This is a genomic window from Pseudomonas sp. 43NM1 (assembly GCF_002836905.1).
GTDB lineage: Bacteria > Pseudomonadota > Gammaproteobacteria > Pseudomonadales > Pseudomonadaceae > Aquipseudomonas > Aquipseudomonas prosekii.
In genome coordinates this window covers 1-26,022 of the sequence record NZ_MKGS01000002.1, presented here as the reverse complement: position 1 = coordinate 26,022, position 26,022 = coordinate 1, and the positions used below count along the sequence as shown (strand labels likewise).

Below are 26,022 nucleotides of genomic sequence, written 5' to 3'. Positions count from 1 at the left end.
AGCGGACGCAGAGCCTCCATCGACGCACTCCCACGCCGAGCATGCGAACGATCTTCATTAAATAAGGACATTTGCCCCACCGTGGCCACTTACTCGCTCGTTATCCGCCGCTTGATGATCTGCTCGCTGACCATCGTCGTCAGCCGCGCCATCACCAGTCCGTTGCTCACGCTGTTCCTCAGCAACAAACTCGGGCTCAACCAACAGGACGTCGGTCTGCTGCTGGGCATCGCCGTGTTCATCGCCACGCTGCTCGCGCTGTACGGCGGGTACATCATCGATCGCCTGGAAAAGCGCCGTTTGCTGATCCTCGCCATGCTCTCCAGCGCCATCGGTTTCGTCTTGCTGACGTTCGCCGACAATCTCTATCTGACCACCGCGACCCTGGTGATCACCGAAACTGCCTCAGCGTTATTCCTGATCGGCTCGAAGGCGATCCTCAGCGAAAATCTGCCCATGGGCCAACGCGCCAAGGCGTTTTCCTTGCGTTACACCTTGACCAACATCGGCTACGCCACGGGCCCGATGCTTGGTGTGGTGATCGCCGGGGTCTATCCGATTGCGCCGTTCCTGATCGCTGGCGGCATCGCGTTTTTCAGCATTTTCCTGATGAGCGGCATTCCCAAAGATCCGGCGCAGAAGCCCGCGATCGGCCAGCCGCAAAGTTTTCTGAAAACCCTGACCACCCTGAAAAACGACCGCACGCTGATTATGTTCACCCTCGGCTGCCTCTTCAGCACGGTGGTCCACGGCCGTTTCACCTTGTACCTGTCGCAATACCTGCTGGTGACCCAGGATTCCAAGCGCGCCCTGCAAACCATGGCCGCCCTGCTCGCCTGCAATGCGCTCAGCGTGATTTTGCTGCAGTACCAGATCGGGCGTTTCCTCAAACGCGAGCAATTGCGCTACTGGATTGCCGGTGGCACCAGCCTGTTTGTGCTCGGGCTGATCGGCTTCAGCATCGCCGACAGTCTGGTGAGCTGGTGCGTGGCGATGTTCATCTTCACTCTCGGCGAGATGATCATTTACCCGGCGGAATTCCTCTTCGTCGATACCCTGGCCCCGGAAGAATTGCGCGGCAGTTATTACGGTGCGCAAAACCTCGCAGCGCTGGGTGGCGCGTTGAGCCCGGTGATTTGCGGCTTTCTGTTGATGCACACACCGGCGCCAACCATGTTCTACGCGCTGTGTGGATTGACCGCGATTGGCGGGTCGCTGTGCTTCCTCGCCGGACGACGGGTGGCTTCACTGCAATAGAACTGCACTGAAGCTGCATTAATATGAATTTGTCAGCAGCTTGCAGGCGCGGCAAACTGTGCGCGTTCCTCCCCCAATAGCAGGGACACCTTCAAGGGCTTTCTGGGTTTCCCAGTTAAGCCTTTTTTTTGCCTCACTTTTTGTCACGGAACATTCTTCATCATGCTTGCTCGCTGGTTACCTGCCGCCATTAATACCCGTCCCTCCGAATGGAGCCGCGCTGCCATTGGCATGTCACTCGGCACGTTGTTCAGCGTCTGGCTGTGCAGCCAGGTGTTTGGTATTCAGGTTGCGCAGCATTTGGTCGGCCCGTTGGGTGCGTCGGCGGTGTTGCTGTTTGCGGTGTCTTCCGGAGCCCTCGCCCAGCCGTGGTCGATTCTCGGCGGCTATTTCAGCGCCGGCGTAGTCTCGCTGCTGGTCGCGCATGTGCTCGGGCGCACGTTGGGCAGCGCGTGTCTGGCAGCGGGAATGGCGGTGGTCTTGATGTGCTGGTTGCGTTGCCTGCACCCGCCGGCCGGAGCGTTGGCGCTGCTGTTGGTGCTGGCCGACCCGGCGACTATCGCGCTGGACTGGAAAGCCCTCGCGCCGGTGATGCTGAGTGCGGCGGCGATGCTGCTGAGTGCGTTGGCGTACAACAACCTGACGCGGATTCGTTATCCAAAACGCCCGGCGGAACCCGCGCCAGTGCTGCCTTCGGCCGACAGTCAGGCGATCACCGCCGAGGATTTGAAGCTGGCCTTGGCGGACATGGAAGCCTTTATCGACGTCACCCCCGAAGACCTCGAACAACTGATCCACGCCAGCGAACTGCACGCCAAACGCCGCAGCATCAGCGCAGTGCTCAGCAGCAGAACCTGACACCCCGCAGTTCTCCACTAACCCCCCGACTCCTGTGGGAGCCGAGCTTGCTCGCGATAGCGTCCTTTCAGACACCATCGATGTGCCTGAAAGATCGAAATCGCGAGCAAGCTCAGCTCCCACAGGGTTTTCCGTTGCGGTCCCAAAAGTGTTCAGGGGCGATCTTCGGATTTTGCGCTAAGGTAAAAATGCAGAAAGAACCTGCACGTATCCCGGTTGTACATCGCAAAATTGCACTGTTACGATCCGGCATCGCTCGCGCGCGAGCGCGGATATAAAAGAACAATAAAAGCAGGGAGTTATCGATGACTGCTCAGGTTTCATCTAAGGAGATCAACGCCATGGATGCCACGCAAAATGCCGTTCTGGCCGAGGTTCGCAACCATATCGGTCACCTGACCCTGAATCGCCCCGCCGGCCTCAATGCGATCACCCTCGACATGGTCCGGCGCCTGCAACGCCAGCTCGACGCCTGGGCGGAAGATCCGCAGGTCAACGCCGTGGTGTTACGCGGTGCCGGCGAGAAGGCCTTCTGTGCCGGCGGCGACATTCGTTCGCTGTACGACAGCTACAAAAACGGCGACACGCTGCACGAAGATTTCTTCGTCGAGGAATACGCCCTCGACCTCACACTCCACCACTACCGCAAACCAGTCCTCGCGCTGATGGACGGTTTTGTCCTCGGCGGCGGCATGGGCCTGGTGCAAGGCGCCGACCTGCGTGTGGTCACCGAGCGCAGCCGTCTGGCGATGCCGGAAGTGGCCATCGGCTATTTTCCCGACGTCGGCGGCAGCTACTTTCTGTCGCGCATTCCAGGCGAGCTGGGGATTTACCTCGGCGTCAGCGGCGTGCAGATTCGCGCGGCGGACGCGCTGTATTGCGGCTTGGCCGACTGGTACCTGGAAAGCGCCAGACTGGGTCAGCTCGATGAGCTACTCGATCATCTGGAATGGCACGAAACGCCACTCAAGGACCTGCAAGGCGCGCTGGCGAAAATCGCCGCGCAGCAATTGCCCGACGCGCCGCTGAGTGCGCTGCGCCCGGCCATCGACCACTTCTTCGGCCTGCCGGATGTTGCGAGCATGGTCGAGCAAATGCGCGAAGTGACGGTCGCCGACAGCCACGAATGGGCCAAGTCCACCGCCGATCTGCTGGAAAGCCGTTCGCCGCTGGCCATGGGCGTGACCCTGGAAATGCTCCGGCGCGGACGCAAGTTGAGCCTGGAACAATGCTTCGCCCTCGAGCTGCACCTGGACCGTCAATGGTTCGACCGTGGCGACCTGATCGAAGGCGTGCGCGCCTTGCTGATCGACAAAGACAAACAACCGCGCTGGAACCCGCCGACCTTGCAGGCGCTGCACGCCGAGCACGTCGAGAGTTTCTTCAGTGGTTTTGCGCAGAGCGGGAACTGAGTCATGCACGATATCGAATTAAGCGAAGAGCAAGTGATGATCCGCGACATGGCCCGGGACTTTGCCCGTGGCGAAATCGCCCCCCACGCGCAAGCCTGGGAAAAGGCTGGCTGGATCGACGACGGTCTGGTGGCGAAGATGGGTGAGCTGGGCTTGCTGGGCATGGTGGTGCCGGAAGAATGGGGCGGCACTTATGTCGACTACGTTGCCTATGCCTTGGCCGTGGAAGAGATTTCTGCCGGTGATGGCGCCACGGGCGCGCTGATGAGCATTCACAACTCGGTGGGTTGCGGCCCGGTGCTCAATTACGGCACTGAAGAACAGAAAAAAACCTGGTTGCCGGACCTCGCCAGTGGTCAGGCGATTGGCTGTTTTTGCCTGACTGAACCGCAAGCCGGCTCCGAAGCGCACAACCTGCGCACCCGCGCCGAACTGCGCGACGGCCAGTGGGTGATCAACGGCGCCAAACAATTTGTCAGCAACGGCAAACGCGCAAAACTGGCGATTGTGTTCGCGGTGACTGACCCGGACCTGGGCAAACGCGGAATCTCGGCGTTTCTGGTGCCGACCGATACCCCGGGGTTTATCGTCGACCGCACCGAGCACAAAATGGGCATCCGCGCCTCCGACACCTGCGCGGTGACGCTGAGCAACTGCACGATTGCCGAAGCCAATCTGCTGGGTGAGCGCGGCAAAGGCCTGGCCATCGCCCTGTCCAACCTTGAAGGCGGGCGCATCGGCATCGCCGCGCAAGCACTGGGCATTGCGCGTGCGGCGTTTGAAGCGGCGCTGGCCTATTCGCGTGATCGAGTGCAGTTCGGCAAGACCATCAATGAACACCAAAGCATCGCCAACATGCTCGCCGACATGCACACCCGGCTGAACGCGGCGCGGTTGCTGGTCCTCCACGCCGCGCGGCTGCGCAGCGCCGGTAAACCGTGTTTGTCGGAAGCTTCGCAGGCGAAGTTGTTTGCCTCGGAAATCGCCGAAAAAGTCTGCTCTTCGGCGATCCAGATTCATGGCGGTTATGGCTACCTGGAGGATTACCCGGTAGAGCGTTATTACCGGGATGCGCGGATCACGCAGATTTACGAAGGGTCGAGCGAGATCCAGCGAATGGTGATTGCCCGCGAATTGAAAAACTATCTGGTCTGAATGATCGTTGCCATGCTCTGCGTGGGCACAATCAACAATATCTCGTGTGATGGCCTGAAAGCATCGCGAGCAAGCTCGCTCCCACAGAGATCTCCAGTGTTCACAGATGTTGTGTTCACCAGAGATCGAATGTGGGAGCGAGCTTGCTCGCGATGACGTCCGTTCAGAAGCTACCTCACTTGCCTTGGAACTCAGCCTCACGCTTGGCGATAAACGCCGCCATCCCTTCCTTCTGATCCTGCGTCGCGAACGCCGCGTGGAACACTCGGCGCTCGAAACGCACGCCCTCCGACAGGCTCACTTCAAACGCGCGGTTGACGCTTTCCTTGACCATCATCGCGATCGGCAACGACTTCTTCGCGATCAACGTCGCGACTTTCAGCGCCTCATCGAGCAATTCATCCGCCGGCACGATCCGCGCGACAATCCCGCAACGCTCCGCTTCCACTGCATCGATCAACCGCCCGCTCAAGCACATTTCCATGGCTTTGGCCTTGCCCACCGCGCGGGTCAGGCGCTGGGTGCCGCCCATGCCCGGGAGCACGCCGAGGTTGATTTCCGGCTGGCCGAACCGGGCGTTGTCGCCGGCGAGGATAAAGTCGCACATCAGCGCCAGTTCACAGCCACCGCCAAGGGCAAAACCGTTGACCGCAGCGATGATGGGCTTGCGGCGGTTGGCCACGCGATCACTGTCGCTGAACAGGTCGTCGAGGTAGATCTGCGGATACGTCAGCTCGGCCATTTCCTTGATGTCGGCGCCAGCGGCGAAGGCTTTCTTCGAACCCGTGAGCACGATGCAGCCGATGTTCGAATCGGCTTCGAGGGCATCGAGAGCGTGGTTCAGTTCGCTGACCAGTTGCGCGTTCAAGGCATTCAGCGCTTGTGGCCGGTTGAGCGTGATCAGACCGACGCGGCCCTGGGTTTCCAGGAGAATCGTTTCGTAAGACATACAGAATTCCTTATTAAAGATTGCGCGAAATAACCATGCGCTGAATATCGCTGGTGCCTTCGTAGATCTGGCACACGCGCACGTCGCGGTAGATTCGTTCCAGCGGGAAGTCGTTGAGGTAACCGTATCCGCCAAGGGTTTGCAACGCGCTGGAGCAGACTTTTTCGGCCATTTCCGAGGCGAAGAGCTTGGCCATCGAGGCTTCGACCAGCGCCGGTTTGCCGCTGTCGCGCAGTGCTGCCGCGTAATGCACCATTTGCCGGGCGACGGCGATTTGCGTCGCCATGTCAGCCAAACGGAAAGCCACCGCCTGGTGCTCGATGATCGGCTTGCCGAAACTTTCGCGCTCACGGGCGTAATCGCGCGCGGCTTCGAACGCGGCGCGGGCCATGCCCACCGATTGCGCGGCGATGCCGACGCGCCCGCCCTCAAGGTTGGCCAGGGCGATGCGGTAACCTTCGCCCTCCTCGCCCAAGCGGTTGGCGACCGGCACTTTGACGTCTTCAAACAGAATCTGGCAGGTGTCCGAGGCGTGCTGGCCGAGTTTGTCTTCGACCCGCGCGACTTTGTAGCCCGGTGAATCGGTCGGCACGATCAGCGCGGTGATCCCGCGTTTGCCCGCGCCCGGATCGGTGACGGCGAACACGATGACCACCCCGGCGTTCTGCCCGGACGTGATGAACTGTTTGCAGCCGTTCAACACGTAATGATCGCCTTCAAGTCGCGCGCGGGTTTTCAGGCCGCTGGCATCGGAACCGGCTTGCGGTTCGGTCAAAGCAAACGCGCCGAGCATTGCGCCGCTGGCGAGTGGTGTGAGCAAGCGTTGTTTCTGTTCGTCGGTGCCGTACTTGAGAATCGGCACGCAACCCACCGAGTTGTGCACGCTCATGATCGTCGAGCAGGCGCCGTCGCCCGCGGCGATTTCTTCCAGGGCCATGGCGTAAGCCAGATAACCGGTGTCGCAACCGCCCCACTGTTCCGGCACCAGCATGCCGAAGAAGCCCAGCTCGGCCATTTCGCCGATGGCCTCTTTCGGAAAGCGATGCTCGCGGTCCCATTCAGCGGCAAACGGCTTCAGCCGCTCCTGGGCAAACTGCCGGGCGGCTTCGCTGATTTGTGATTGTTCGTCATTGGGAATCATGGTGAATCCTTAAAAAATGAGCTGAATGCACCCTGCTCTTGCAGGAGCATGGCTTTGCCCGCGATGGCGTCCGTGAGAGGGTCATCGCGGGCAAGCCTTGCTCCTACGAGGTGGCAGCGTTAGTACAGGCATTCCACGGCCATGGCCGTTGCTTCGCCGCCGCCGATGCAGATCGCTGCAACGCCACGTTTCAGGCCTTTCTGGCGCAGCGCCGACAGCAATGTCACCAGAATCCGCGCGCCCGACGCACCAATCGGATGCCCCAGCGCGCAGGCGCCGCCGTGCACGTTGACCTTCTCATGGGGGATTTCAAGTTTGCTCATGGTCACCAGACTGACCACCGCAAACGCTTCGTTCACCTCAAACAACTCGACCTCATCCAGCGACCAGCCGGTTTTTGTCATCAACTTCTTGATCGCACCGACCGGCGCCACCGGGAACAGCCCCGGCGTATCGGCAAACGCCGCGTGGCCATGAATCACCGCCAGAGGCTTGAGCCCGCGCTGTTGTGCCTCGGAACGACGCATCAGCACCAGCGCCGCGGCGCCGTCGGAGATTGAGCTGGAGTTGGCCGCTGTCACCGTGCCGCCGTCGCGGAACGCCGGTTTCAGCGCGGCGATCTTGTCGAGTTTGGCTTTCGGCGGTTGTTCGTCGTTGCTGATCAGCACCTGTTCCTTGCCGACCATCACGCTCAGCGGGACGATTTCGTCCTTGAAGCTGCCGTCCTTGATCGCCTGCTGCGCGCGGGTGGTCGAGGCAATCGCAAAAGCGTCCTGTGCTTCGCGGCTGAAACCGTTGGTCTCGGCGCAATCCTCGGCAAAAGTGCCCATCAGCCGGCCCTTGTCGTAGGCGTCTTCGAGGCCGTCGAGGAACATGTGATCGAGCACCCGGCCGTGGCCCATGCGATAACCGCTGCGGGCGCGATCAAGCAGGTATGGCGAGTTCGACATGCTTTCCATGCCGCCAGCGACAACCACTTCGGCGCTGCCGGCGACCAGCATGTCGTGGGCCAGAATCGTCGCTTCCATGCCCGAACCGCACATCTTGTTCAGCGTGGTGCAGCGGGTCGATTTATCCAGCCCGGCGCCGAGTGCCGCTTGCCGCGCGGGCGCCTGGCCGAGGCCGGCGGACAGCACGCAGCCGAACAACACTTCTTCAACCGCATCGGCGCCGATACCGGCACGCTCGACCGCCGCTTTGATCGCTGCGGCGCCGAGTTGCGGTGCGGTGAGGCTTTTCAGTTCGCCCTGGAAACCGCCCATCGGAGTGCGGACGGCGCTGACGATAACAATCGGATCGTTGGCAAGAGTCATGACAAATTTCTCCTTACTTGGCGGCCATGCGCAAGGCGCCGTCGAGACGGATCACCTCGCCATTGAGCATGCTGTTTTCGATGATATGCCGCACCAGCGCCGCGTATTCGGCGGGCTTGCCCAGACGCGGCGGGAACGGCACACCGGCGGCCAGTGAAGCGCGGACTTCCTCGGTCATGCCGGCCATCATCGGCGTTTCGAAAATGCCCGGCGCGATGGTCATCACGCGGATGCCGAAACGTGCCAGTTCACGAGCGGCGGGCAAGGTCAGGCTGACAATCGCGCCTTTCGACGCGGCGTACGCAGCCTGGCCGATCTGCCCGTCGTAGGCGGCCACCGATGCGGTGTTGATAATCACGCCGCGCTCACCGTCCGCGTTCGCTTCGGTTTCGGCAATGGCCGCTGCGGCCAGGCGCAGCATGTTGAAGCTGCCGATCAGGTTGACGTTGATCACCTGGCTGAAACTCGCCAGCGCATGCGGGCCGGTCTTGCCGAGGATTTTCTCGCCGCGCACGATGCCGGCGCAATTCACCAGACCGTGCAGGCCACCGAATGCTTGCACCGTCGCGGCGACCGCAGCTTCAGCGGCGGCTTCATTACTGATGTCCGCGACCACGCTTTGCGCGCCACGACCAAGCCGTTGTGCCTGCGCTGCAACGGCTTCAGCGTTCATGTCCACCAACATCACTTTGGCGCCCGCCGCGACGAGCATTTCAGCGGTGGCGGCACCGAGGCCGGATGCGCCGCCGGTGACGAGAAAAACCTTGTTTTCGATCTGCATCTTATTTTCCTTCGATTCAAGCAGAAGCTTTGTGAGCCGCGGCCTCTTGAGCCTTGGCGATTTCCTGGTTGCGCAAGATAAAGCGCTGCAATTTGCCGCTTGGGGTTTTCGGCAAGTCGCTGACAAATTCGATTTCACGCGGGTACGAGTGCGCGGCCAGACGTTTGCGCACGTGTTGTTTGAGTTCTTCGGCAAGTTCCGGCGTGGCGCGGTACTGCGCGCCGATCACGACGAAGGCTTTGACCAGTTCGGTACGCTCGGCGTCGGGTTTGCCGACCACCGCCGCTTCAATCACCGCCGGGTGTTCGATCAATGCGCTTTCGACGTCGAACGGGCCGACGCGATAGCCGGACGTGGTGATCACGTCATCGCTGCGACCGACGAAACTGATGCTGCCGTCCGGGTTCCACTCGACGCTGTCGCCGCTCAGGTAATAGTTGCCGACGAACGCCTTGGTCGGCGCGCCTTCGTAGCCGCCGAACCAGCACATCGGCGACTGCGTGCGGTCGATGGCGAGGATGCCGGGCTGGCCGACGCCAAGTTCCTGATGGTCGTCGTCGAGCACGACGATGCGGTGCCCCGGCGAGGCGAAACCGGCGGCGCCGAGGTGGATCGGGTGTTCGAGGCCATGGTGGTTGCACAAGACCATGCCCAGTTCGGTCTGGCCGTAATGGTCGTGAATGACCACGCCGAGGTTGTCGGCGAACCAGCGAATCACTTCCGGATTCAACGGCTCGCCGGCGCTGCTGACGATGCGCAGTTTGCCGTTGATCGAGCGGGCGAATTCGTCGCCGCCAGCGATCAGCAAACGGTAAGCGGTCGGCGAACCGGTGAGGTTGGTGATGCCATATTTGTTGATCACCCGGCAGGTGCTTTCGAGGGTGAACGGGCCATCGTAGAACGTGATCGGATGCCCCAGCGCCAGCGGCCCGGTGACGCCGAAATAGATGCCGTAGGCCCAGCCCGGATCGGCAACGTTCCAGAATGCATCTTCGGGGCGCAAATCCACGGCATCGCGGGTGTAGTTCTGGAACGCGACGATGGCTTTGAGCGGCACCGACAGCGCTTTTGCCGGGCCGGTGGTGCCCGACGTGAACATCAGCAGGAACGGGTCTTCGCCGCTGAGCATGACGGGGTCGCACGCCGCGGGATAATTCGCCAGTTCAGCCCAGAAGCTGTAATCGCCACGGACGATGCCTTGTCCCTTGGGACCGCCAACGGTGGCGATGGTCGGGCAATCGGCAACGTCGGCGAGTTTCGGCCGATTGACTGCGTCGGTGACCACCACTTTGGCGCCGGAGGTGTTCAAGCGATGTTCGATGGCTTTCGGGCCGAAAGCGGTGAACAGCGGCTGATACACCGCGCCGATGCGCCAGGTGGCGAACACGGTGATCAATAATTCGATATTGCGCGGCAGCAGCCCGGCGACTTTGTCACCCTTGCGCACACCTTGGGCGAGGAGGAAATTGGCGAAACGCGCGGCTTTGTCCTGCAAGTCGCTGAAAGTGTACGTCGCGCTGGCGCCGTCACGACCCTCCCAGAACAACGCGATACGCCCCGGCAGCGCGTGGCGGTCGCAACACTCGACGCAGGCGTTGAGCTCGCTCAGATCGCCCGCGAGCGCAGCGCCAACGGTGTGCTGGTAATCGAACTGTGAAACGGCAGACAAGTAATCGCGCATCGCCAGAATCCCTCTGTATTTTTATTAGGTTGGGGGAACCTTAATCAACAGAGGAATACTCGCGCTGCGCGGGGTGTGGGGCAATGGTCAAAGCTATCAAGTTGCGTGACTGGTTTGGCCAAGGTTCGGAGGGTGCGGCGGTTGTGATGGCCTCATCGCGAGCAAGCTCGCTCCCACAGGGTTCTGTGGTTGTATTCAAATCATGGGTTTCGCAGCAGTCCAATGTGGGAGCGAGCTTGCTCGCGATGAGGCCTGCTGGCTCACCACAAAAACCCGGATCAACTCGCGTCGTTGAGAATCAAACTCCGGTAATGCCCCGGATTAGTCCCCGACCATTTGCGAAACGCTTTGTAAAACGAGCTCGCATCGGCAAATCCCAGGCGTGCGGCGATTTCGGCGAAGCTGATCGACGGCTCGGCCAGCCAGACTATCGCCAACTCCTTACGCACGCTGTCCTTCAAGCCTTGCCAGGTCTGCCCTTCTTCGGCCAAACGCCGGCGCAGCGTCGAGGCCGACATGCACAATTGCTGCGCCAACGCCTCGGTTTCCGGCCATTGTTCGGCGGGCAAGTGCCGCAGATCGTGCTTGATGCGGCTGGCGAGGCTTTCCGGGTCGCGATACTTGACCAGAATATTCGCCGGCGCCTGGGCGAGGAAACGCTTGAGTTCTTCAGCGCTGCGCTTGATCGGCACATCCAGGCAATCGGCGGCAAAGATCATCCGCGTGCGTGGCCGGTCGAAGCGCAGGTTCTCGGAAAACATCACCTGATAGTCATCGCAAAAGTCCGGCGCCGGGCAGCGCAGTTCGATGGCCAGAATCGGAATCCGCCGCCCCGCCAGCCAACACGCGACGCCGTGGACAATCATCCAATAGGTGAAATACGTGAAGGCGCGGCGCGGGTCCTGGTCGTCTTCGAGCAAGACGATTTCCGCCAGGCTTTGCTGGCGCACCAGTTGCGCGGGCAGGTGTTCGAGCATCAACGAGAGGAAACTCAGGCCGGTGGTCAGGCCTGCAGCCAAACTCGGCTGGAGCATGGCGCTGCGGCACAGAAACTCGAGGCTGCCGGATTTCAGTTTGCGCGGGTCCATGCCAAAGAACTCATCGTCGCCGCGCCGCGCCAGCAAGCGCCACAAACGCGCATAGGCGGTGGCCGGCACCCGGCCCTGCGCGCTGGCCATCAACGCCGGATCGATGCCGACCTTGAGCAACACTTCCTCAGTCGCCGCCCCCGGCGCGCAACTTTGCAACAGCGCTTCACGCACCAGTTGAATAGCGATGGTGTCTTTTTCCGACATTGCGCGGGGTGAGCCTTGTTGTGCGAATGGTCGGCATATTAGCTCAATCCACTGCTCGCGATTGCGCAGTGTCAGTCAGCGTTGTTTTCGCCTGTCATGCCGTCATCGCGAGCAGGCTCACTCCTACAGGGTCAAGGTGATCCATTGGCTCGTTCAGCTTAGGTTCAGCCAAAGTCAATGAATCTCATGTGAGAATGAGTGTCATTATGTTACAACTTAGCTACCTAACTATCTCCTTAACGGTGCTGAATGCTTGTCCCCTTTCTGATCATGTTGCGCGAAGGTATTGAAGCGGCGTTGATCGTCGGCATTATCGCCAGTTACCTCAAGCAAACCGGGCGTGGCGAGTGGATGCCAGCGGTGTGGATCGGCGTATTCCTTGCCGCTGCGCTGGCGTTGCTGGTTGGTGGTGGCCTGGAGTTGATGAGCGCCGAGTTCCCGCAAAAACAACAGGAGCTGTTCGAAGGCATCGTCGGTCTGGTGGCCGTGGGCATTCTCAGCTCGATGGTGTTCTGGATGCGCAAAGTCGCGCGGTCGATCAAGCATTCGCTGCACGTGTCCCTCGATCACGCCTTGGCCGGTTCCAGACACCAGGTCACGGCACTGATCGCCATGGTGTTTTTCGCCGTGGCTCGCGAAGGCCTGGAAACGGTGTTTTTCCTGCTCGCGGTATTCCAGCAGAGCGAAGGCGCGGCGGCACCGATGGGCGCCCTGCTCGGGCTGATCCTGGCGATCATCGTCGGTTTCCTCATCTACAGCGGCAGCATGCGCCTGAACCTCAGCGCGTTTTTCCGCTGGACCGGCCTGTTCATCCTCGTGGTCGCCGCCGGCATTCTCGCCAACTCGGTGCAGGCGCTGCATGAAGCCGGGGTGTGGAATCACCTGCAAACCGTGCTGTTCGACTTCAGCGCGACGCTGCCGATGGACGGCCCGGTCGGCGCGGTACTCGCCGGCATGTTCGGCTATCAAGATGCGCCGACCGTCAGCACCCTCGGCGCGTACCTGATTTACTTGGTGGTGGCGCTGGTGATGTTCTTCCTCCCGGCTGCCGCGCCCGCCAAACCATCACCTTCCGTTTCCAGTCAGTAAGGGCTTTCATGTCAACGCCTACTCCTCCCGTGGCTTCGCCTCCCCGCGCACTGCGCTGGGCGGTGGCCGGTTCGGTGATCGTGATGATCGCCGCCGGTGGCCTGTTCTACTACGCCTCGAAAATGGCCGCGGCCAAGCGCCAGATCAACCATGACGAAGTGGTGGTGAACATTCATCCCCACAACTGCGAGCCGAACGCGCTGACGGTCCCGGCCGGGCGCGCGAGTTTTCGCATCGTCAATCGCTCGGATCGCGCCGTCGAATGGGAAATTCTCGATGGCGTGCTGGTGGTCGAAGAACGCGAGAATATTGCGCCTGGCCTGAGCCAGGTGATCAACGCCAATCTTGTCCCCGGCGATTACGCGATCACTTGCGGTTTGCTCAGCAACCCGCGCGGCACCCTGCACGTGACGCCGACCGCCGCGTCCGATGCCGCAGCCAAGGCACGTCCGTCGATGGTCGCGTTTATCGGCCCGTTGTCGGAATTTCGCGTGTACTTGAGCAGCCAAAGCAGCGCGCTGATCAAAGCCGTGACCGCGCTGGAACAGGCGATTGCCGCGGGCGATCTGAGCCAGGCGCAAGCGCTTTACCTGCCGGCCCGCGCGGCGTATCAACGGATCGCCCCGGCCGCGCAGCGCCTGGCGGAACTGGATAACGCGATCAACGCGCGCGCCGATTATTTCGAGAAACGCGAGCAGGATCCGGGGTTTGTCGGTTTCCATCGCCTCGAATACGCGCTGTTCCAGCAACGCAGCCTCGACGGCCTGACGCCGGTGGCGCAGCGACTGACCAGCGACGTCACCACGCTCAAACAGCAACTGCTCGCGCAATCGCTGCCGCCGGAGCAACTGGTGAGCATCGTCGTGCGCAATCTCAAGACCATTGCCGAAGTGCGCGCGGCCAGCGGCGAAGAAGAACGCTACAGCCACAGCGACCTCAATGGCTTTGCCGCCAACCTCGAAGCGGCGCACAAAGTCGTCGATTTGTTGCGGCCCTTGCTGAGCAAATCCGCCACTGACTTGCTGCCGAAAATCGACAGCGCGCTCGCAGCGTTCGACGGCGAGCTCAGCGGCCTCAAGACCAACAATGGCTACGCCGGTTACGCCACGGTCAGCGCCGAGCAGCGCCAACACATCGCCGACAAGGCCAAGGCTCTGGCCGACGTACTCGACGGCATCGATCCAGCCCTGGGCCTGTCCGGCCTGTAAGCAGAAGACGAATTATTTGATGAAAGACACAGAGCAGTTTTCCGCGCAACGTCGCCGCGTATTGATGGGCATGGGCGCCGCCGGGGTGGCCTTGGCCGGTTCCGCTTTGAGCTGCCCGGCAATGGCCGCCAGCCCGGCGCAAGTCACCGAGGCGCCGAAAAGCGACAAGACCGAAGACCGCCACGCGTTCCACGGCAAACACCAGACCGGCATCGTCACGCCGCGCCCGGCGTCGGGCATGCTGGTGTCGTTCGATGTGTTGGCCAGCGACCGCGAAGACCTTGAGCGGTTGTTCCGCACGCTCAACGAACGCATCGCGTTTTTGATGACTGGCGGCACGGTGGAACAGGTCGATCCAAAGTTGCCGCCAGTGGACTCGGGCATCCTCGGCCCGGTGGTGACGCCGGACAATCTGACCATCACCGTATCGGTCGGCGAGTCGCTGTTCGACGAGCGTTTCGGCCTGGCCAGCGCCAAACCGAAACGCCTGAGCCGCATGGTCGGTTTCCCCAACGATGCGCTGGACGCCGATTGCTGCCACGGCGACTTGAGCCTGCAGTTCTGCTCGAACACCACCGACACCAACATCCACGCCTTGCGCGACATCGTCAAAAACCTCCCGGACCTGCTGCTGGTGCGCTGGAAGCAGGAAGGCAGCGTGCCGCCACAAGCACCGAGCAAACCTGGAGCGCCGGCGCAAAGTGCGCGCAACTTCCTCGGTTTTCGCGATGGCTCGGCCAACCCCGATTCCAACGACGCGAAAGCCATGGACGCGCTGGTCTGGGTGCAGCCCGGCAGCGACGAACCGGCGTGGGCGGCGAACGGCAGCTATCAAGCGGTGCGGATCATCCGCAATTTCGTCGAGCGCTGGGATCGCACGCCGTTGCAGGAACAGGAAAGCATTCTCGGCCGCATCAAGAGCACCGGCGCACCGATGGGCGGCGCGCATGAAACCCAAGTCCCGGACTACGCCAAGGACCCCGAAGGCAAGCTGACCAAGCTCGACGCGCACATTCGCCTGGCCAACCCGCGCACCGCCGCGACCCAGGCCAATTTGATCCTGCGCCGGCCGTTCAACTATTCCAACGGTGTGAACAAGAACGGCCAGCTCGACATGGGCCTGCTGTTCATCTGCTATCAGGCGGATCTGGAAAAAGGCTTCATCACCGTGCAAACCCGGCTCAACGGCGAGCCGCTGGAGGAATACCTGAAGCCGGTGGGCGGTGGGTATTTCTTCACATTGCCGGGCGTCAGGGGCGATCAGGACTTCATCGGTCGTTCGCTGCTCGCCGCTGCACAACCTGCGACCAATACCTGACAACGCCTCGACTACGCCCCCACAATCCCCCAACACGGAACCGTCCCATGAAAAAGTCGCCCCTCGCGTTAATGCTGACCCTTGGCTTGCTCAACACTCCGTTTTCAGCTTTCGCGGCACCGGCGCCGCTGGATCTGGTGGGGCCGGTTTCGGACTACAAGATCTACGTCATCGAGAAACTCGACGAGTTGGGCAGCCACACCCAACAGTTCACCGACGCGGTGAAAAGCGGCGACCTCGCTACCGCGCAAAAGCTCTACGCGCCGACCCGGGTGTTTTATGAATCGATCGAGCCAATCGCCGAGCTGTTCAGTGACCTCGACGCGTCTATAGACTCGCGCGTCGACGACCACGAAAAAGGCGTGACCGCCGAGGATTTCACCGGTTTCCATCGCATCGAATATTCGTTGTTCTCGGAAAAAAGCACCAAAGGCCTCGACGCCCTGGCTGACGGCTTGAACAAAGACGTGAAGGACTTGCAGGCGCGCGTCGCCGGCCTGACCTTCCCGCCGGAGAAAGTCGTTGGCGGCGCCGCTGCGCTGCTCGAAGAAGTCGCCGCCACCAAGATCTCCGGCGAAGAAGACCGCTACAGCCACACCGACCTCTACGACTTCCAGGGCAACATCGACGGCGCGAAGAAAATCGTCGACCTGTTCCACCCGCAGATCGAGCAGCAGGACGCGGCGTTCATCGCCAAAGTCGACAAGAACTTTGCGACGGTGAACAAGATTCTGGCGAAATACAAAACCGCAGATGGCGGGTTTGAAACCTACGACAAGGTCAAGGAAAACGACCGCAAAGCGCTGGTTGGCCCGGTGAATACCCTGGCTGAGGATTTGTCGACGTTGCGTGGGAAGTTGGGGCTGAATTAGTTTTTGCGGCGCCTGGTCGGGCCCCTTCGCGGGCAAGCCTCGCTCCTACAGCGATCGCGTCCCCCTGTAGGAGCGAGGCTTGCCCGCGAAGGCGTCCTGTCAGTCAACTCGTATGTCGACTGTCAGATGGCTATCGCGAGCAGGCTCACTCCTACAGGGACGGTGGTTGGCAGGTCAAATGTGGGAGCGAGCTTGCTCGCGATGCCTTTCCCACATTCAGCACATCAACCCGACTGTGCCACCCCTCACAAAATCCGATACAACAACCGCTCGATCCTCACCCGACTCACCCGCTTGAGAAACTTCGCCACGCCCGCCGGGTAGTCCGGCAAGGTTTCCAGTTCCAGATAGCGTTCGACCCGGCGCGTGTGCTCGAAAATCTCTGCCAGCTCTTTGCTGCGCGCTTCACGCAGTTCCTGTTTCGGATCGTCGATCAGCAGCGCGTTTTCCAGGTCGAGGCGGAAGGCGCGTGGGTTGAGGTTGTTGCCGGTAAGCAAGGTGTAGCGATCATCGATCCACATACCCTTGAGGTGGTAGGTGTTGTCGCCATCGCGCCACAAATGCAGGTTCAACTGGCCGCTGTCGATGTAGCGCTGATGGCGTTTGGCGAAGCGCCGCAGGCTGATTTCGTAAAGGTATGGCAGCGCGGCGATGACTTTGAACGGCTCGCTCGGCGGAATGTAGAAATCGTTGGCCGTCTTGTCGCCGACGATTATGTCGATCTTCACCCCACGGGCCAGCGCGCGGTTGATCTCGCGGGTGACTTGCAGCGGCAGGTTGAAATACGGCGTGCAAATGGTCAGCTGAAACTTGGCACTGGCGATCAGTTCGCAGATCACCCGGCTCAGCGGGTTGTTCTTGCCGACACCGAGTAGCGGGCTGACGGACAAACCGTCCTTCGCCGTGGTGCCCGAGGTGATGTCGTAACTCGCATGCTTGAGGCGGCTGCGCAAGTCGCCGATGTCGTTGCGCAGGCTGCGCGTGGTCGGCGGGTTCGGCAGATCAAGACGATGCACCGCTTTGGAAGCGACGAGACCGTGCTGGACCAGGTGCTGCATGGAATCGGCGAGATCGCTGTTCTGCAGCAGGTGATAACGGTCGTAGCGGTATTTGTCGAATTTGTGCAGATAGACGTTGTTCAGGCTCGCGCCGCTGTAAATGACGCAATCGTCGATGACAAAACCCTTCAAATGCAAGACGCCGAACAGCTCGCGGGTCTGCACCGGCACGCCGTACACCGGCACTTCGCTGGCGTGGGTGCGGGTCATTTCCTGATACCACGCCGAGTTGCCCGGCTGCTTGCCGGCGCCGATCAAACCGCGCTGGGCGCGCAGCCAGTCAACCACCACCACCACGTCCAGTTGCGGACGCGCGAGTTTGGCGGCGTGCAAGGCATCGAGGACTTCCTGGCCGGCTTCGTCCTGTTGCAGGTACAGCGCGACGATGTAGATGCGCCGGGTCGCCTGGGCGATTTTTTCCAGCAGGCAACGACGGTATTCGGCGGCGCCGGAGAGAATCGTGACGGCATCGGCGGTCAGCGGAAAACTGCGCAGTTTAGGCAGCAGAGAGCGTTTGAAAAGCGACGGCATAGGGCTCGCAAAAGGTCGATTCCGAAGAACCCGAGAGCTTACACCATGGATTCGTTCGGGTCTGCCCACTGCGCGGAGCGTGGGAACGATCAAGCGGTTTTATTCCTGTAGGAGCGAGGCTTGCCCGCGAAGGAAATTTCACTGACAAAAAACCCGCTTGACCAAGAAGAACGATCGTTCTACTGTTCGCCACATGAACCAATCGACCAGCACTACCCGCGACATCATTCTGGATGTCACCGAGAAGTTGATCTACAAAAGTGGCATCGCCGCCACGGGCATGGATCTTCTGGTGAAAACCGCCGGCGTCTCCAGAAAAAGCATCTACCGCTACTTCGCCAACAAGGAGGAGCTGACCGTTGCCGCCCTGCAACGCCGCGACGTGCGCTGGATGCACTGGTTTCGCAGCGAAGTCGACAAGGCATCAAGCCCGGCCGATCGCTTGCTTAACCTGTTCACCGTGTTGCGCAGCTGGTTTGACTCCGAAGGCTTTCGCGGTTGCGCGTTCACCAACACCAGCGGCGAGACCGGTGACCCGCAAGATCCGGTGCGCCAAGTGGCCAGGGAACACAAACAGAAACTGCTCGACTACGTGTGCGAACTCTGTACCGAACATGGCGCTACCGACCCGGAGACGCTGGCCAGACAGCTGCTGATCCTGATCGATGGGGCCATTACCGTTGCGCTTGTGATGGGTGATCACAGTGCCGCCGATAATGCGCGATGCATGGCGCGAAAGTTATTGGACCTGTAACGACTTAATCAAGCTCGACCGCGTTGATTTAACTTTTACTTGATCAGGAGACATTCAATGTCAACTAACGCTGAAGCCCGTCCGCCATTGCCACCGTTTACCCGCGAATCCGCCATCGAGAAAGTGCGCCTCGCCGAAGATGGCTGGAATACCCGTGATCCCGAGCGCGTGTCCCTCGCCTACACCCTCGACACAAAATGGCGTAACCGCGCCGAATTCGCGCACAACCGCGAAGAAGCCAAGGGTTTCCTCACGCGCAAGTGGGCCAAGGAACTGGACTACCGACTGATCAAGGAACTCTGGGCCTTCACCGACAACCGCATCGCCGTGCGTTATGCCTATGAATGGCACGACGACTCAGGCAACTGGTTTCGCTCGTACGGCAACGAAAACTGGGAATTTGCCGAGAATGGCTTGATGGCCAACCGGTTTGCCTGCATCAACGATTTGCCGATCAAGGAAAGCGAACGCAAATTCCACTGGCCTCTGGGGCGCCGCCCGGATGATCACCCAGGCCTGTCCGACCTCGGTTTGTAAACGCTGTCCCCTGTAGGAGCGAGGCTTGCCCGCGAAGGCGTCGTGTCAGTCAATATCAATGTTGAATGTGACGACGCCTTCGCGGGCAAGCTTCGCTCCTACAAGGGCTCAGGTGGTCAGGCGAGCGCGGCGGTCTGCTGGTTGAGCGCCTTGGCCTCCAGCTCCCGCACCAGCGGCAACACGCGTCTGCCGAAGTACTCGACTTCTTCCTGAAAATGCAGAAACCCGGCGAGCACCAAATCCACGCCCACCGCTTTCAGCGCAACGATCCGTTCGGCGATCTGCTGTGGCGTGCCGATCAGGTTGGTTTTGAAGCCGTCGTTGTATTGCACCAGATCCTCGAACGTCGACTTCGCCCAATTGCCCTCGCCCTCCGGCGACGCCCGGCCCGCCTGTTTCGCGGCATCGCCAAAAGCGTTCACGGCTTGCGGATCGGCCTGATCGATGATTTGCGTCAGCACCGCGCGCGCTTCTTCTTCGGTGTCACGGGCGATGACAAACGCGTTGACCCCGACCTTCACCGAGTGATTGTTCGCCGTTGCTTTGCTGCGAATGTCATCGACCTGAGCCCTGATGCCTTCCGGCGTGTTGCCGTTGGTGAAATACCAATCGGAAACGCGCGCTGCCATGTCGCGAGCTGCCGCCCTGGAAAATCTCCGGTTGACCCAGCGGTTTCGGCTTGAGGCTGTAATTGTCGAAGCGGTAGAAATCGCCGCGAAAGGTGAAATTGTCCTGGCTCCAGATGCCTTTGAGCGAGCGGATGAATTCTTCGGAACGCCGGTAGCGCTCGTCGTGCTCCAGCCAGTGTTCGCCAATTGCCTGGAACTCGCCTTTGAACCAGCCGCTGACGATGTTCACCGCGACGCGGCCATTGGTCAGTTGATCGATGGTCGCCAGTTGCTTGGCCGCCAGTGCCGGTTGCCACGGGCCGGGCAAGATCGCCGCGATCACTTTGAGCTGGGTGGTCGCGGCGAGCAACGCGTGGCTGAAGGCAACGGATTCGTGCTGAAACTCAGCGCCGTAGCCAGCGGTGAAGCGGATCTGCGTCAGCGCGTATTCGAACCCGGCCGCCTCGGCCAGTTGTGCCAGTTTGCGGTTGTAGTCGATGCCCCAATGGGTGCGCTGCTCGATCTTGCTGACCACCAGCCCACCGCTGACGTTTGGCACCCAGTAGGCAAATTTGACGGCTTGCTGACTCATTGGCATGTCCTCGGGATTTTGCGGGAGTCTTTGCAGCAGAGCAGCAACCGTGCCAGCGGCAGAAATCTGAGGTGTATGAGCACCGTGGCGAGGGGGCTTGCCCCCGTTGGGCTGCGTAGCGGCCGCAGAATCTGGTGAGCGCTGCGCACTCAAACGGGGGCAAGCCCCCTCGCCACGAAGATGTCTTTCGCCTTAGAAATAGGGAGTGGCAGGGACAATTTGCTGCTGCACTGTTGGCTCAGCAACACTGCACACCTGGGCAAAACCCACATTGCGATGGTTCCCATGCTCAGCCTGGGAACGATCAGCTGTAACAAGCCTGCTTTCTAGGTAAGATACCGCCCTTCCCCGCAGCCCTTTCTGCGCCCCGCCGAATAAGCCGATTCCATGCCTTTCGAACTCAGCGTTGACCTCACCACCCTGGCCATTCTGGCGTTTGTCGCTTTCATCGCCGGTTTCATCGACGCCATTGCCGGCGGTGGCGGTTTGTTGACCACGCCTGCCTTGCTCACCGCCGGGCTGCCGCCGCACCTGGTGTTGGGCACCAACAAACTCAGTTCGACCTTCGGCTCGGCCACCGCCAGTTTCACCTTCTACCGGCGCAAACTGTTTCACCCAAGGCAATGGCTGCATGCAATCGTCGGCACCTTGGTCGGCGCGTTGACTGGCGCGGTGGTCGCGCATTACCTGCCCGCCGAATGGCTGAACAAGATGCTGCCGGTGATTGTTTTCGCCTGCGGCCTCTACCTGCTGTTTGGCGGCACGCCGCAAGCGCCGCTGGACAGCGACGCGCCGATCAAGAAAAAGTGGCAATCGACTCAAGGCTTCGGCCTCGGTTTCTACGACGGCGTGGCGGGCCCCGGCACTGGCGCGTTCTGGACCGTCAGCACCATGCTCATGTACCCCATCGACCTGGTGAAGGCCAGCGGCGTGGCGCGCAGCATGAACTTCGTCAGCAACATTGCGGCGCTGTCGGTGTTTGTGTTTTCCGGGCAAGTGGACTGGATCATCGGCCTGAGCATGGGCCTGTCGGTGATGGTCGGTGCGTTCTTCGGCGCGCGCACCGCGATCAGCGGCGGCGCGAAATTCATTCGTCCGGTGTTCATCACCGTGGTGCTTGGGCTGACCGTGCGGTTAGCCTGGCAGCACTGGTTCAGCGTAGCCTAAACGCCGCGCCAGATAGACGTCGATCAGGTAACGCGCAATCGAACGCGAGGCTGGCAGTGGCGGCATCGCGTGAATGTTGAACCACTGCGCGTCTTCGATCTCGTCTTCCTGACAGACAATCTCGCCACCGGCATATTCGGCGTGAAACCCGAGCATCATCGAATGCGGGAACGGCCAGCACTGGCTGCCCATGTACTGGATGTTCTTGACCTCGATCTGCACCTCTTCACGAACCTCGCGAATCAGGCAATCCTCAGCCGATTCGCCCGGTTCGGCGAACCCCGCCAACGTGCTGTAGACGCCGCTGACAAAACGCGGCGAACGCGCGAGCAATACTTCATCGCCACGGGTGATCAGCACAATCATGCTCGGCGAGATACGTGGGTAATAACGAATATTGCACGGCTCGCAATACATCGCCCGCTCGCGCGGAACCTGATGCGTGGCTTGCCCGCAGTTCCCGCAAAACCGATGCTCGCGGTACCACGTGCCGATCTGCGCGGCGTAACCGAGCACTTTATAGACGGTGTGATCGCCCTCAAGCATGAACGCCCGCAGACCTTTCCACTGGCAGCCCGGCACTTCGCTGACGCTGCGCAATTCCAGCAGGTAAACCGGCTCCCCATCCAGGTGACCGATGCCGTGCTCGGCGAGGATCGACAGGTCCTGGCGCTTGAGCCATTCGCGCGGGAACAACGCGCCGTTGTCGTCGAACAGAAAGCCTTCGGGGCTGCGCGCCACGGCCCAGCCGCCCGGTTGATCGGTGTCCAGTACTGCAGTGGTCCAGCGTGAAGTCATGGTTAATCAGTCCAGAAATTCGGGTTTCTGTTTGCTCATGTGGGCGGCCATGGCCACGCGCAAATCGGTGGATTGCAGCATGGCGGCGTTCCAGGTGGCAACGTATTCGAGGCCGTCGTCGATGCGATGGTCGCGCATGTAGCTGATCATTTCCTTGGTCCCGGTAATCGCGATCGGCGACTTGCCGGCGATCTCGCGGGCAATCCCCATCACGCCATCCAGCAGGCTGTCGCGGTCGCTGTAGACGCGATTGATCAGACCCATGCCGCGCGCTTCTTCTGCACCAAACTGGCGACCAGTGTAAGCCAGTTCACGCAGCATGCCGTCCCCGACGATGCGCGGCAAGCGTTGCAGCGTGCCGACGTCGGCGGCCATGCCGATGTCGATTTCCTTGATCGAGAATTGCGCATCTTCGGCGGCGTAGCGCATGTCGCACGCGGCGATCAGGTCGATGGCGCCGCCCAGGCAATAACCCTGAATCGCCGCAATCACCGGTTTGCGGCAATTATCCACGGCGTTGAACGAGGCTTGCAGGGCGAGGATCTTGCGCCGCAACAGGCGCGCATTGCGGCCGACGTCCTTGCCCATTTCGTTAGCCACGCCGGCGAGCATCATCAGGTCGATGCCCGAGGAAAAGTGTTTGCCAGCGCCGCTCAGCACGACCACTCGCACCTCGTCGGTGTCATCGACCCATTGGAAAATCTCGATGATCTCGCTCCAGAAAGCGGCGTTCATCGAATTGATCTTTTCCGGGCGATTGATCTGCACATGGGCGATTTTGTCGGCGAGTTCGACGGTGAACGCGGTGTACTGAGACATGGCAGAAATCCTTTACCGGACAGAAAATGAGGCCGGAACTATAACAAGGCATCGCGGGTGGGAGTAAGGCAGCGGTTCGGCCAAATGCGGGACTGCTTCGGCTGCCCCAGCCGCTTCGCGCCCGGATGTTGCAGCACCAGGATTGAAACTAGACTGAATCTGAAACGTCTCAATCCGTGGAGTTTGATCATGACTATCCGTTTTGCATGGCTGAGTGCCCCGCTGCTGCTGGTTGCGGCGCTGTCCAGTTGCCTGGTTTTGGCCGACGGTGACGACGATGCGCCGGCCAAACCCGAGTGCCCGAAAGGCCAGGTGTACGACAGCACGTTGAAACAGTGCGTACTGCAAACCAGCAGCCTGGTGCCGGACGCCGATCGCACCGACTACGCCTATCGCCTGGCCAAGGACGGGCGTTATGAGGAAGCTTTGGCGCTACTCGATACGCTGAAAAACCCGAACACTGCCAAGGCGTTGAACTATCGCGGTTACGCCACGCGTAAACTTGGGCGCACCGACGAGGGCATCGGCTATTACCTGCAATCGGTCAAACTCGACCCGCAGTATGCGCAAGTGCGCGAGTACCTCGGCGAGGCTTATGTGATCAAAGGTCGCCTGGACCTGGCGCAGGAGCAGTTGCAGCAGATCAAAGCAATCTGCGGTAGCACGTGCGAGGAATATCAGGACCTCGCCGCAGCCATCAACGCTTCATCGAAAACCTGACACATCGAACGGACGGAGGTCGCCATCGCCAGCGATCAGGCAATACGAGCAGAGTTGGGCCAGTATCTGGCGCGGTTATGGCGCTACGGCTTGCTGCTGTCGCGGCAACGGCATGTCGCCGAAGACCTGGTGCAAGCCACGTGCGTGCGGGCGCTGGAACGCGCCGGGCAATTTGTCCCAGGCACGCGCATGGACCGCTGGCTGCTGAGCATTCTGCATTCGATCTGGCTCAATGAAGTACGCGCCCGCCGCGTGCGTCTCGGCCAGGAAGCGGCGGACGCCGACGTGGCGCTGTCGGTCGACGGCGAGCATGCGGCGCACACTCATGTGCTGGCCGCGCAGGTGATTCGCCGCGTCGCTGCCCTGCCGGAAACCCAGCGCGAAACGCTGTACCTGGCGTATGTCGAAGGTTTGTCCTGCCGCGAAGTCGCCGAGGTGTTGCAAGTGCCGATCGGCACGGTGATGAGCCGGCTCGCCACCGCACGCCTGAAACTCGCCGAGTACCCGCCGCTGCACAGCGTGCCGAGCAACATTAATGGAGAACGTCGATGACCGAGCCGCTTCGGCCGAAGCTGCCTTCGGATGAACAGTTGGTGGCCTACCTCGACGACCAACTCGACAGCGAACAGCGCAACAGCATTGATGCCGCGATCAGTGATGACCCGGCGCTGAGCCTGCGCGTGCAATGGCTGGCGCGCAGCAGCCTGCCGTTCAAGGCTGCTTATGATGAACTGCTGCCGCAAGCGCCGATGGAACGCCTGAACGCAATGCTCGACACCCTTCCCAGCCCGGCACCGCCGGCCCGCAGTCGACGCTGGTTTCTGACGGCGGCTGCGGGGTTGGTGGTCAGTGGCGTACTGACGGATCGGTTGTTTCTCGGTTGGCAGATGAGCCGGAAGAAAAGTAATTGGCGCGGCTTGGTCGCCAACTATATGTCGCTGTATGTGCCGCAAACCCTTGAGCATTTGCCCGGCGACGAGGCCACGCAACGCGCGCAATTGCGCGCTATCGACGCGCGTCTGGGATTGACCCTGGCGCCAGCGAAACTGGCACTGCCGCGGATTCAACTAAAGCGTGCGCAAATTCTTGAATACGACGGCGTCCCGATCGCGCAGATCACCTACCTCGACCCGGCGCACGGCCCGATGGCCCTGTGCGTCACCCGCTCCAACAACGGCAGCCAAGCATTCGCGCAGGAGCGCCGGCACAACATGAAGGTGGTGTATTGGGCCGACACCGAACACGCGTGGATGCTCATCGGGCACAACCCGATGGCAGAACTCCAAGACATGGCAAAAGCCCTGCGCAACCGCCTGAGCACCTGACCCACCACCCCTGTGTGCAGCAGCATCGTAACGGCATGAATCGGTCCCACCAATTTCGCACCCAACACAAACCCCTTGTGGCGAGGGGGCTCGCCCCCGTCGGGCTGCGCAGCGGCCCCAGCCTACTTCAGCCACAGAGCATCAGCAGGTTTGACGACTGCTGCGCAGCCGAACGGGGGCAAGCCCCCTCGCCGGGGTGTGAGGCTGGCAGGTGTTTTCGCACCGCATCGGAACGACATGCATCGGCCCCACCAATTCCGCGCCCAACACAAACCCCTTGTGGCGAGGGGGCTCGCCCCCGTTGGGCTGCGCAGCGGCCCCCAGCCTTCTTCAGCCAAACAGCATCAGCAGATTTGACGACTGCTGCGCAGCCGAGCGGGGGCAAGCCCCCTCGCCACGGGGTGTGAGGCTGGCGGGTGTTTTCGCACAGCATCGGAATGGCACGCATCGGTCCCACCAATTCCGCGCCCAACACAACCCCCTTGTGGCGAGGGGGCTCGCCCCCGTCGGGCTGCGCAGCGGCCCCCAGCCTTCTTCAGCCACACAGCATCAGCAGGTTTGACGACTGCTGCGCAGCCGAACGGGGGCAAGCCCCCTCGCCACGGGGTGTGTGGCTGGCAGGTGTTTTCACACCGTATCGGAACGACATGCATCGCCCCCACCAATTCCGCGCCCAACGCAAACCCCTTGTGGCGAGGGGGCTCGCCCCCGTCGGGCTGCGCAGCGGCCCCAGCCTTCTTCAGCCAAACAGCATCAGCAGGTTTGACGACTGCTGGGCAGCCGA

At 61.2% G+C, this 26,022-nt stretch carries 23 protein-coding genes and 1 pseudogene; 14 read left to right on the top strand and 10 right to left on the bottom strand.

The window, feature by feature from the left end:
* Positions 1–81 precede the first annotated feature (81 nt).
* The 4 genes from BI292_RS01175 (at position 82) to BI292_RS01160 (ending at position 4,682) form a co-directional block, all read left to right on the top strand.
* Entirely contained in the window at positions 82–1,257 is a 1,176-nt protein-coding gene (locus tag BI292_RS01175; RefSeq protein ID WP_092281275.1) for an MFS transporter, read from the top strand.
* A gap of 162 nt (positions 1,258–1,419) precedes the next feature.
* Positions 1,420–2,115 carry an HPP family protein gene (locus BI292_RS01170; protein WP_101206673.1) on the top strand — a complete coding sequence of 232 codons (696 nt, stop codon included), beginning with the start codon at positions 1,420–1,422 and terminating at the stop codon, positions 2,113–2,115.
* Between the two features lie 305 nt (positions 2,116–2,420).
* Entirely contained in the window at positions 2,421–3,527 is a 1,107-nt protein-coding gene (locus BI292_RS01165; protein ID WP_101206671.1) for an enoyl-CoA hydratase/isomerase family protein, read from the top strand.
* A gap of 3 nt (positions 3,528–3,530) precedes the next feature.
* On the top strand, positions 3,531–4,682 hold the full coding sequence (locus BI292_RS01160) for an acyl-CoA dehydrogenase family protein (protein ID WP_092281281.1): 1,152 nt from the start codon (positions 3,531–3,533) through the stop codon (positions 4,680–4,682).
* Between the two features lie 175 nt (positions 4,683–4,857).
* Here BI292_RS01160 and BI292_RS01155 read toward each other — a convergent pair whose 3' ends face one another.
* The 6 genes from BI292_RS01155 to BI292_RS01130 form a co-directional block, all read right to left on the bottom strand.
* Positions 4,858–5,631 (bottom strand): enoyl-CoA hydratase, encoded by a 774-nt coding sequence (locus BI292_RS01155; protein WP_101206670.1) that lies wholly within the window; start codon positions 5,629–5,631, stop codon positions 4,858–4,860.
* A gap of 13 nt (positions 5,632–5,644) precedes the next feature.
* Positions 5,645–6,772 (bottom strand): acyl-CoA dehydrogenase, encoded by a 1,128-nt coding sequence (locus BI292_RS01150; RefSeq protein ID WP_092281284.1) that lies wholly within the window; start codon positions 6,770–6,772, stop codon positions 5,645–5,647.
* A 119-nt stretch (positions 6,773–6,891) separates the two neighbouring features.
* Positions 6,892–8,085 (bottom strand): acetyl-CoA C-acyltransferase, encoded by a 1,194-nt coding sequence (locus tag BI292_RS01145; RefSeq protein WP_101206668.1) that lies wholly within the window; start codon positions 8,083–8,085, stop codon positions 6,892–6,894.
* A 13-nt stretch (positions 8,086–8,098) separates the two neighbouring features.
* Positions 8,099–8,866, bottom strand: a complete 768-nt coding sequence (locus BI292_RS01140; protein WP_101206666.1) for an SDR family NAD(P)-dependent oxidoreductase — start codon at positions 8,864–8,866, stop codon at positions 8,099–8,101.
* A 16-nt stretch (positions 8,867–8,882) separates the two neighbouring features.
* Positions 8,883–10,547 (bottom strand): AMP-binding protein, encoded by a 1,665-nt coding sequence (locus tag BI292_RS01135; protein ID WP_101206664.1) that lies wholly within the window; start codon positions 10,545–10,547, stop codon positions 8,883–8,885.
* Between the two features lie 278 nt (positions 10,548–10,825).
* Positions 10,826–11,842 (bottom strand): AraC family transcriptional regulator, encoded by a 1,017-nt coding sequence (locus BI292_RS01130; protein ID WP_101206662.1) that lies wholly within the window; start codon positions 11,840–11,842, stop codon positions 10,826–10,828.
* A 249-nt stretch (positions 11,843–12,091) separates the two neighbouring features.
* Between BI292_RS01130 and efeU the strand changes: the two genes are divergently transcribed.
* The 4 genes from efeU to efeO (BI292_RS01110) are packed head-to-tail and all read left to right on the top strand — an operon-like array spanning position 12,092 to position 16,329.
* On the top strand, positions 12,092–12,931 hold the full coding sequence (efeU, locus tag BI292_RS01125) for an iron uptake transporter permease EfeU (protein ID WP_101206660.1): 840 nt from the start codon (positions 12,092–12,094) through the stop codon (positions 12,929–12,931).
* An 8-nt stretch (positions 12,932–12,939) separates the two neighbouring features.
* Positions 12,940–14,139 carry an iron uptake system protein EfeO gene (efeO, locus tag BI292_RS01120; RefSeq protein ID WP_101206659.1) on the top strand — a complete coding sequence of 400 codons (1,200 nt, stop codon included), beginning with the start codon at positions 12,940–12,942 and terminating at the stop codon, positions 14,137–14,139.
* Positions 14,140–14,158: 19 nt separating this feature from the next.
* Complete coding sequence (gene efeB, locus BI292_RS01115; RefSeq protein ID WP_101206657.1) at positions 14,159–15,457, top strand: iron uptake transporter deferrochelatase/peroxidase subunit; 1,299 nt, start codon at positions 14,159–14,161, stop codon at positions 15,455–15,457.
* A gap of 47 nt (positions 15,458–15,504) precedes the next feature.
* Complete coding sequence (gene efeO, locus BI292_RS01110; protein WP_101206655.1) at positions 15,505–16,329, top strand: iron uptake system protein EfeO; 825 nt, start codon at positions 15,505–15,507, stop codon at positions 16,327–16,329.
* Between the two features lie 245 nt (positions 16,330–16,574).
* Here the strand turns inward: efeO (BI292_RS01110) and pssA are convergent, their stop codons facing one another.
* Complete coding sequence (pssA, locus tag BI292_RS01105) at positions 16,575–17,918, bottom strand: CDP-diacylglycerol--serine O-phosphatidyltransferase (protein ID WP_101206653.1); 1,344 nt, start codon at positions 17,916–17,918, stop codon at positions 16,575–16,577.
* A 193-nt stretch (positions 17,919–18,111) separates the two neighbouring features.
* On the opposite strand from pssA, the gene BI292_RS01100 reads away from it, so the two are divergent.
* Together BI292_RS01100 and BI292_RS01095 are read left to right on the top strand one after the other, a co-directional pair.
* Positions 18,112–18,672, top strand: a complete 561-nt coding sequence (locus tag BI292_RS01100; RefSeq protein WP_092281304.1) for a TetR/AcrR family transcriptional regulator — start codon at positions 18,112–18,114, stop codon at positions 18,670–18,672.
* Between the two features lie 57 nt (positions 18,673–18,729).
* On the top strand, positions 18,730–19,209 hold the full coding sequence (locus BI292_RS01095; protein WP_092281306.1) for a nuclear transport factor 2 family protein: 480 nt from the start codon (positions 18,730–18,732) through the stop codon (positions 19,207–19,209).
* A gap of 116 nt (positions 19,210–19,325) precedes the next feature.
* Here BI292_RS01095 and sfnG read toward each other — a convergent pair.
* A pseudogene (gene sfnG / locus BI292_RS01090) lies at positions 19,326–20,409 on the bottom strand (dimethylsulfone monooxygenase SfnG).
* A 387-nt stretch (positions 20,410–20,796) separates the two neighbouring features.
* Between sfnG and BI292_RS01085 the strand changes: the two are divergent.
* Complete coding sequence (locus BI292_RS01085; RefSeq protein WP_101206651.1) at positions 20,797–21,576, top strand: TSUP family transporter; 780 nt, start codon at positions 20,797–20,799, stop codon at positions 21,574–21,576.
* Here BI292_RS01085 and nudC read toward each other — a convergent pair.
* Together nudC and BI292_RS01075 are read right to left on the bottom strand one after the other, a co-directional pair.
* Entirely contained in the window at positions 21,544–22,374 is an 831-nt protein-coding gene (gene nudC, locus BI292_RS01080) for an NAD(+) diphosphatase (RefSeq protein ID WP_101206649.1), read from the bottom strand. The two genes, BI292_RS01085 and nudC, sit on opposite strands and share 33 nt — an antisense overlap.
* Before the next feature lie 6 nt (positions 22,375–22,380).
* Entirely contained in the window at positions 22,381–23,193 is an 813-nt protein-coding gene (locus tag BI292_RS01075) for a crotonase/enoyl-CoA hydratase family protein (protein WP_101206648.1), read from the bottom strand.
* Between the two features lie 189 nt (positions 23,194–23,382).
* On the opposite strand from BI292_RS01075, the gene BI292_RS01070 reads away from it, so the two are divergent.
* From BI292_RS01070 to BI292_RS01060, 3 genes are read left to right on the top strand one after another with little or no spacing between them, the layout of a single operon-like run.
* Positions 23,383–23,913 (top strand): tetratricopeptide repeat protein, encoded by a 531-nt coding sequence (locus tag BI292_RS01070; protein ID WP_101206646.1) that lies wholly within the window; start codon positions 23,383–23,385, stop codon positions 23,911–23,913.
* Positions 23,914–23,967: 54 nt separating this feature from the next.
* On the top strand, positions 23,968–24,465 hold the full coding sequence (locus BI292_RS01065; RefSeq protein ID WP_178076510.1) for an RNA polymerase sigma factor: 498 nt from the start codon (positions 23,968–23,970) through the stop codon (positions 24,463–24,465).
* A complete protein-coding gene (locus BI292_RS01060; RefSeq protein WP_101206644.1) occupies positions 24,462–25,238 on the top strand; it encodes an anti-sigma factor in 777 nt (258 codons plus the stop codon). Before BI292_RS01065 ends, BI292_RS01060 begins: the two co-directional genes overlap by 4 nt.
* Positions 25,239–26,022 lie beyond the last annotated feature (784 nt).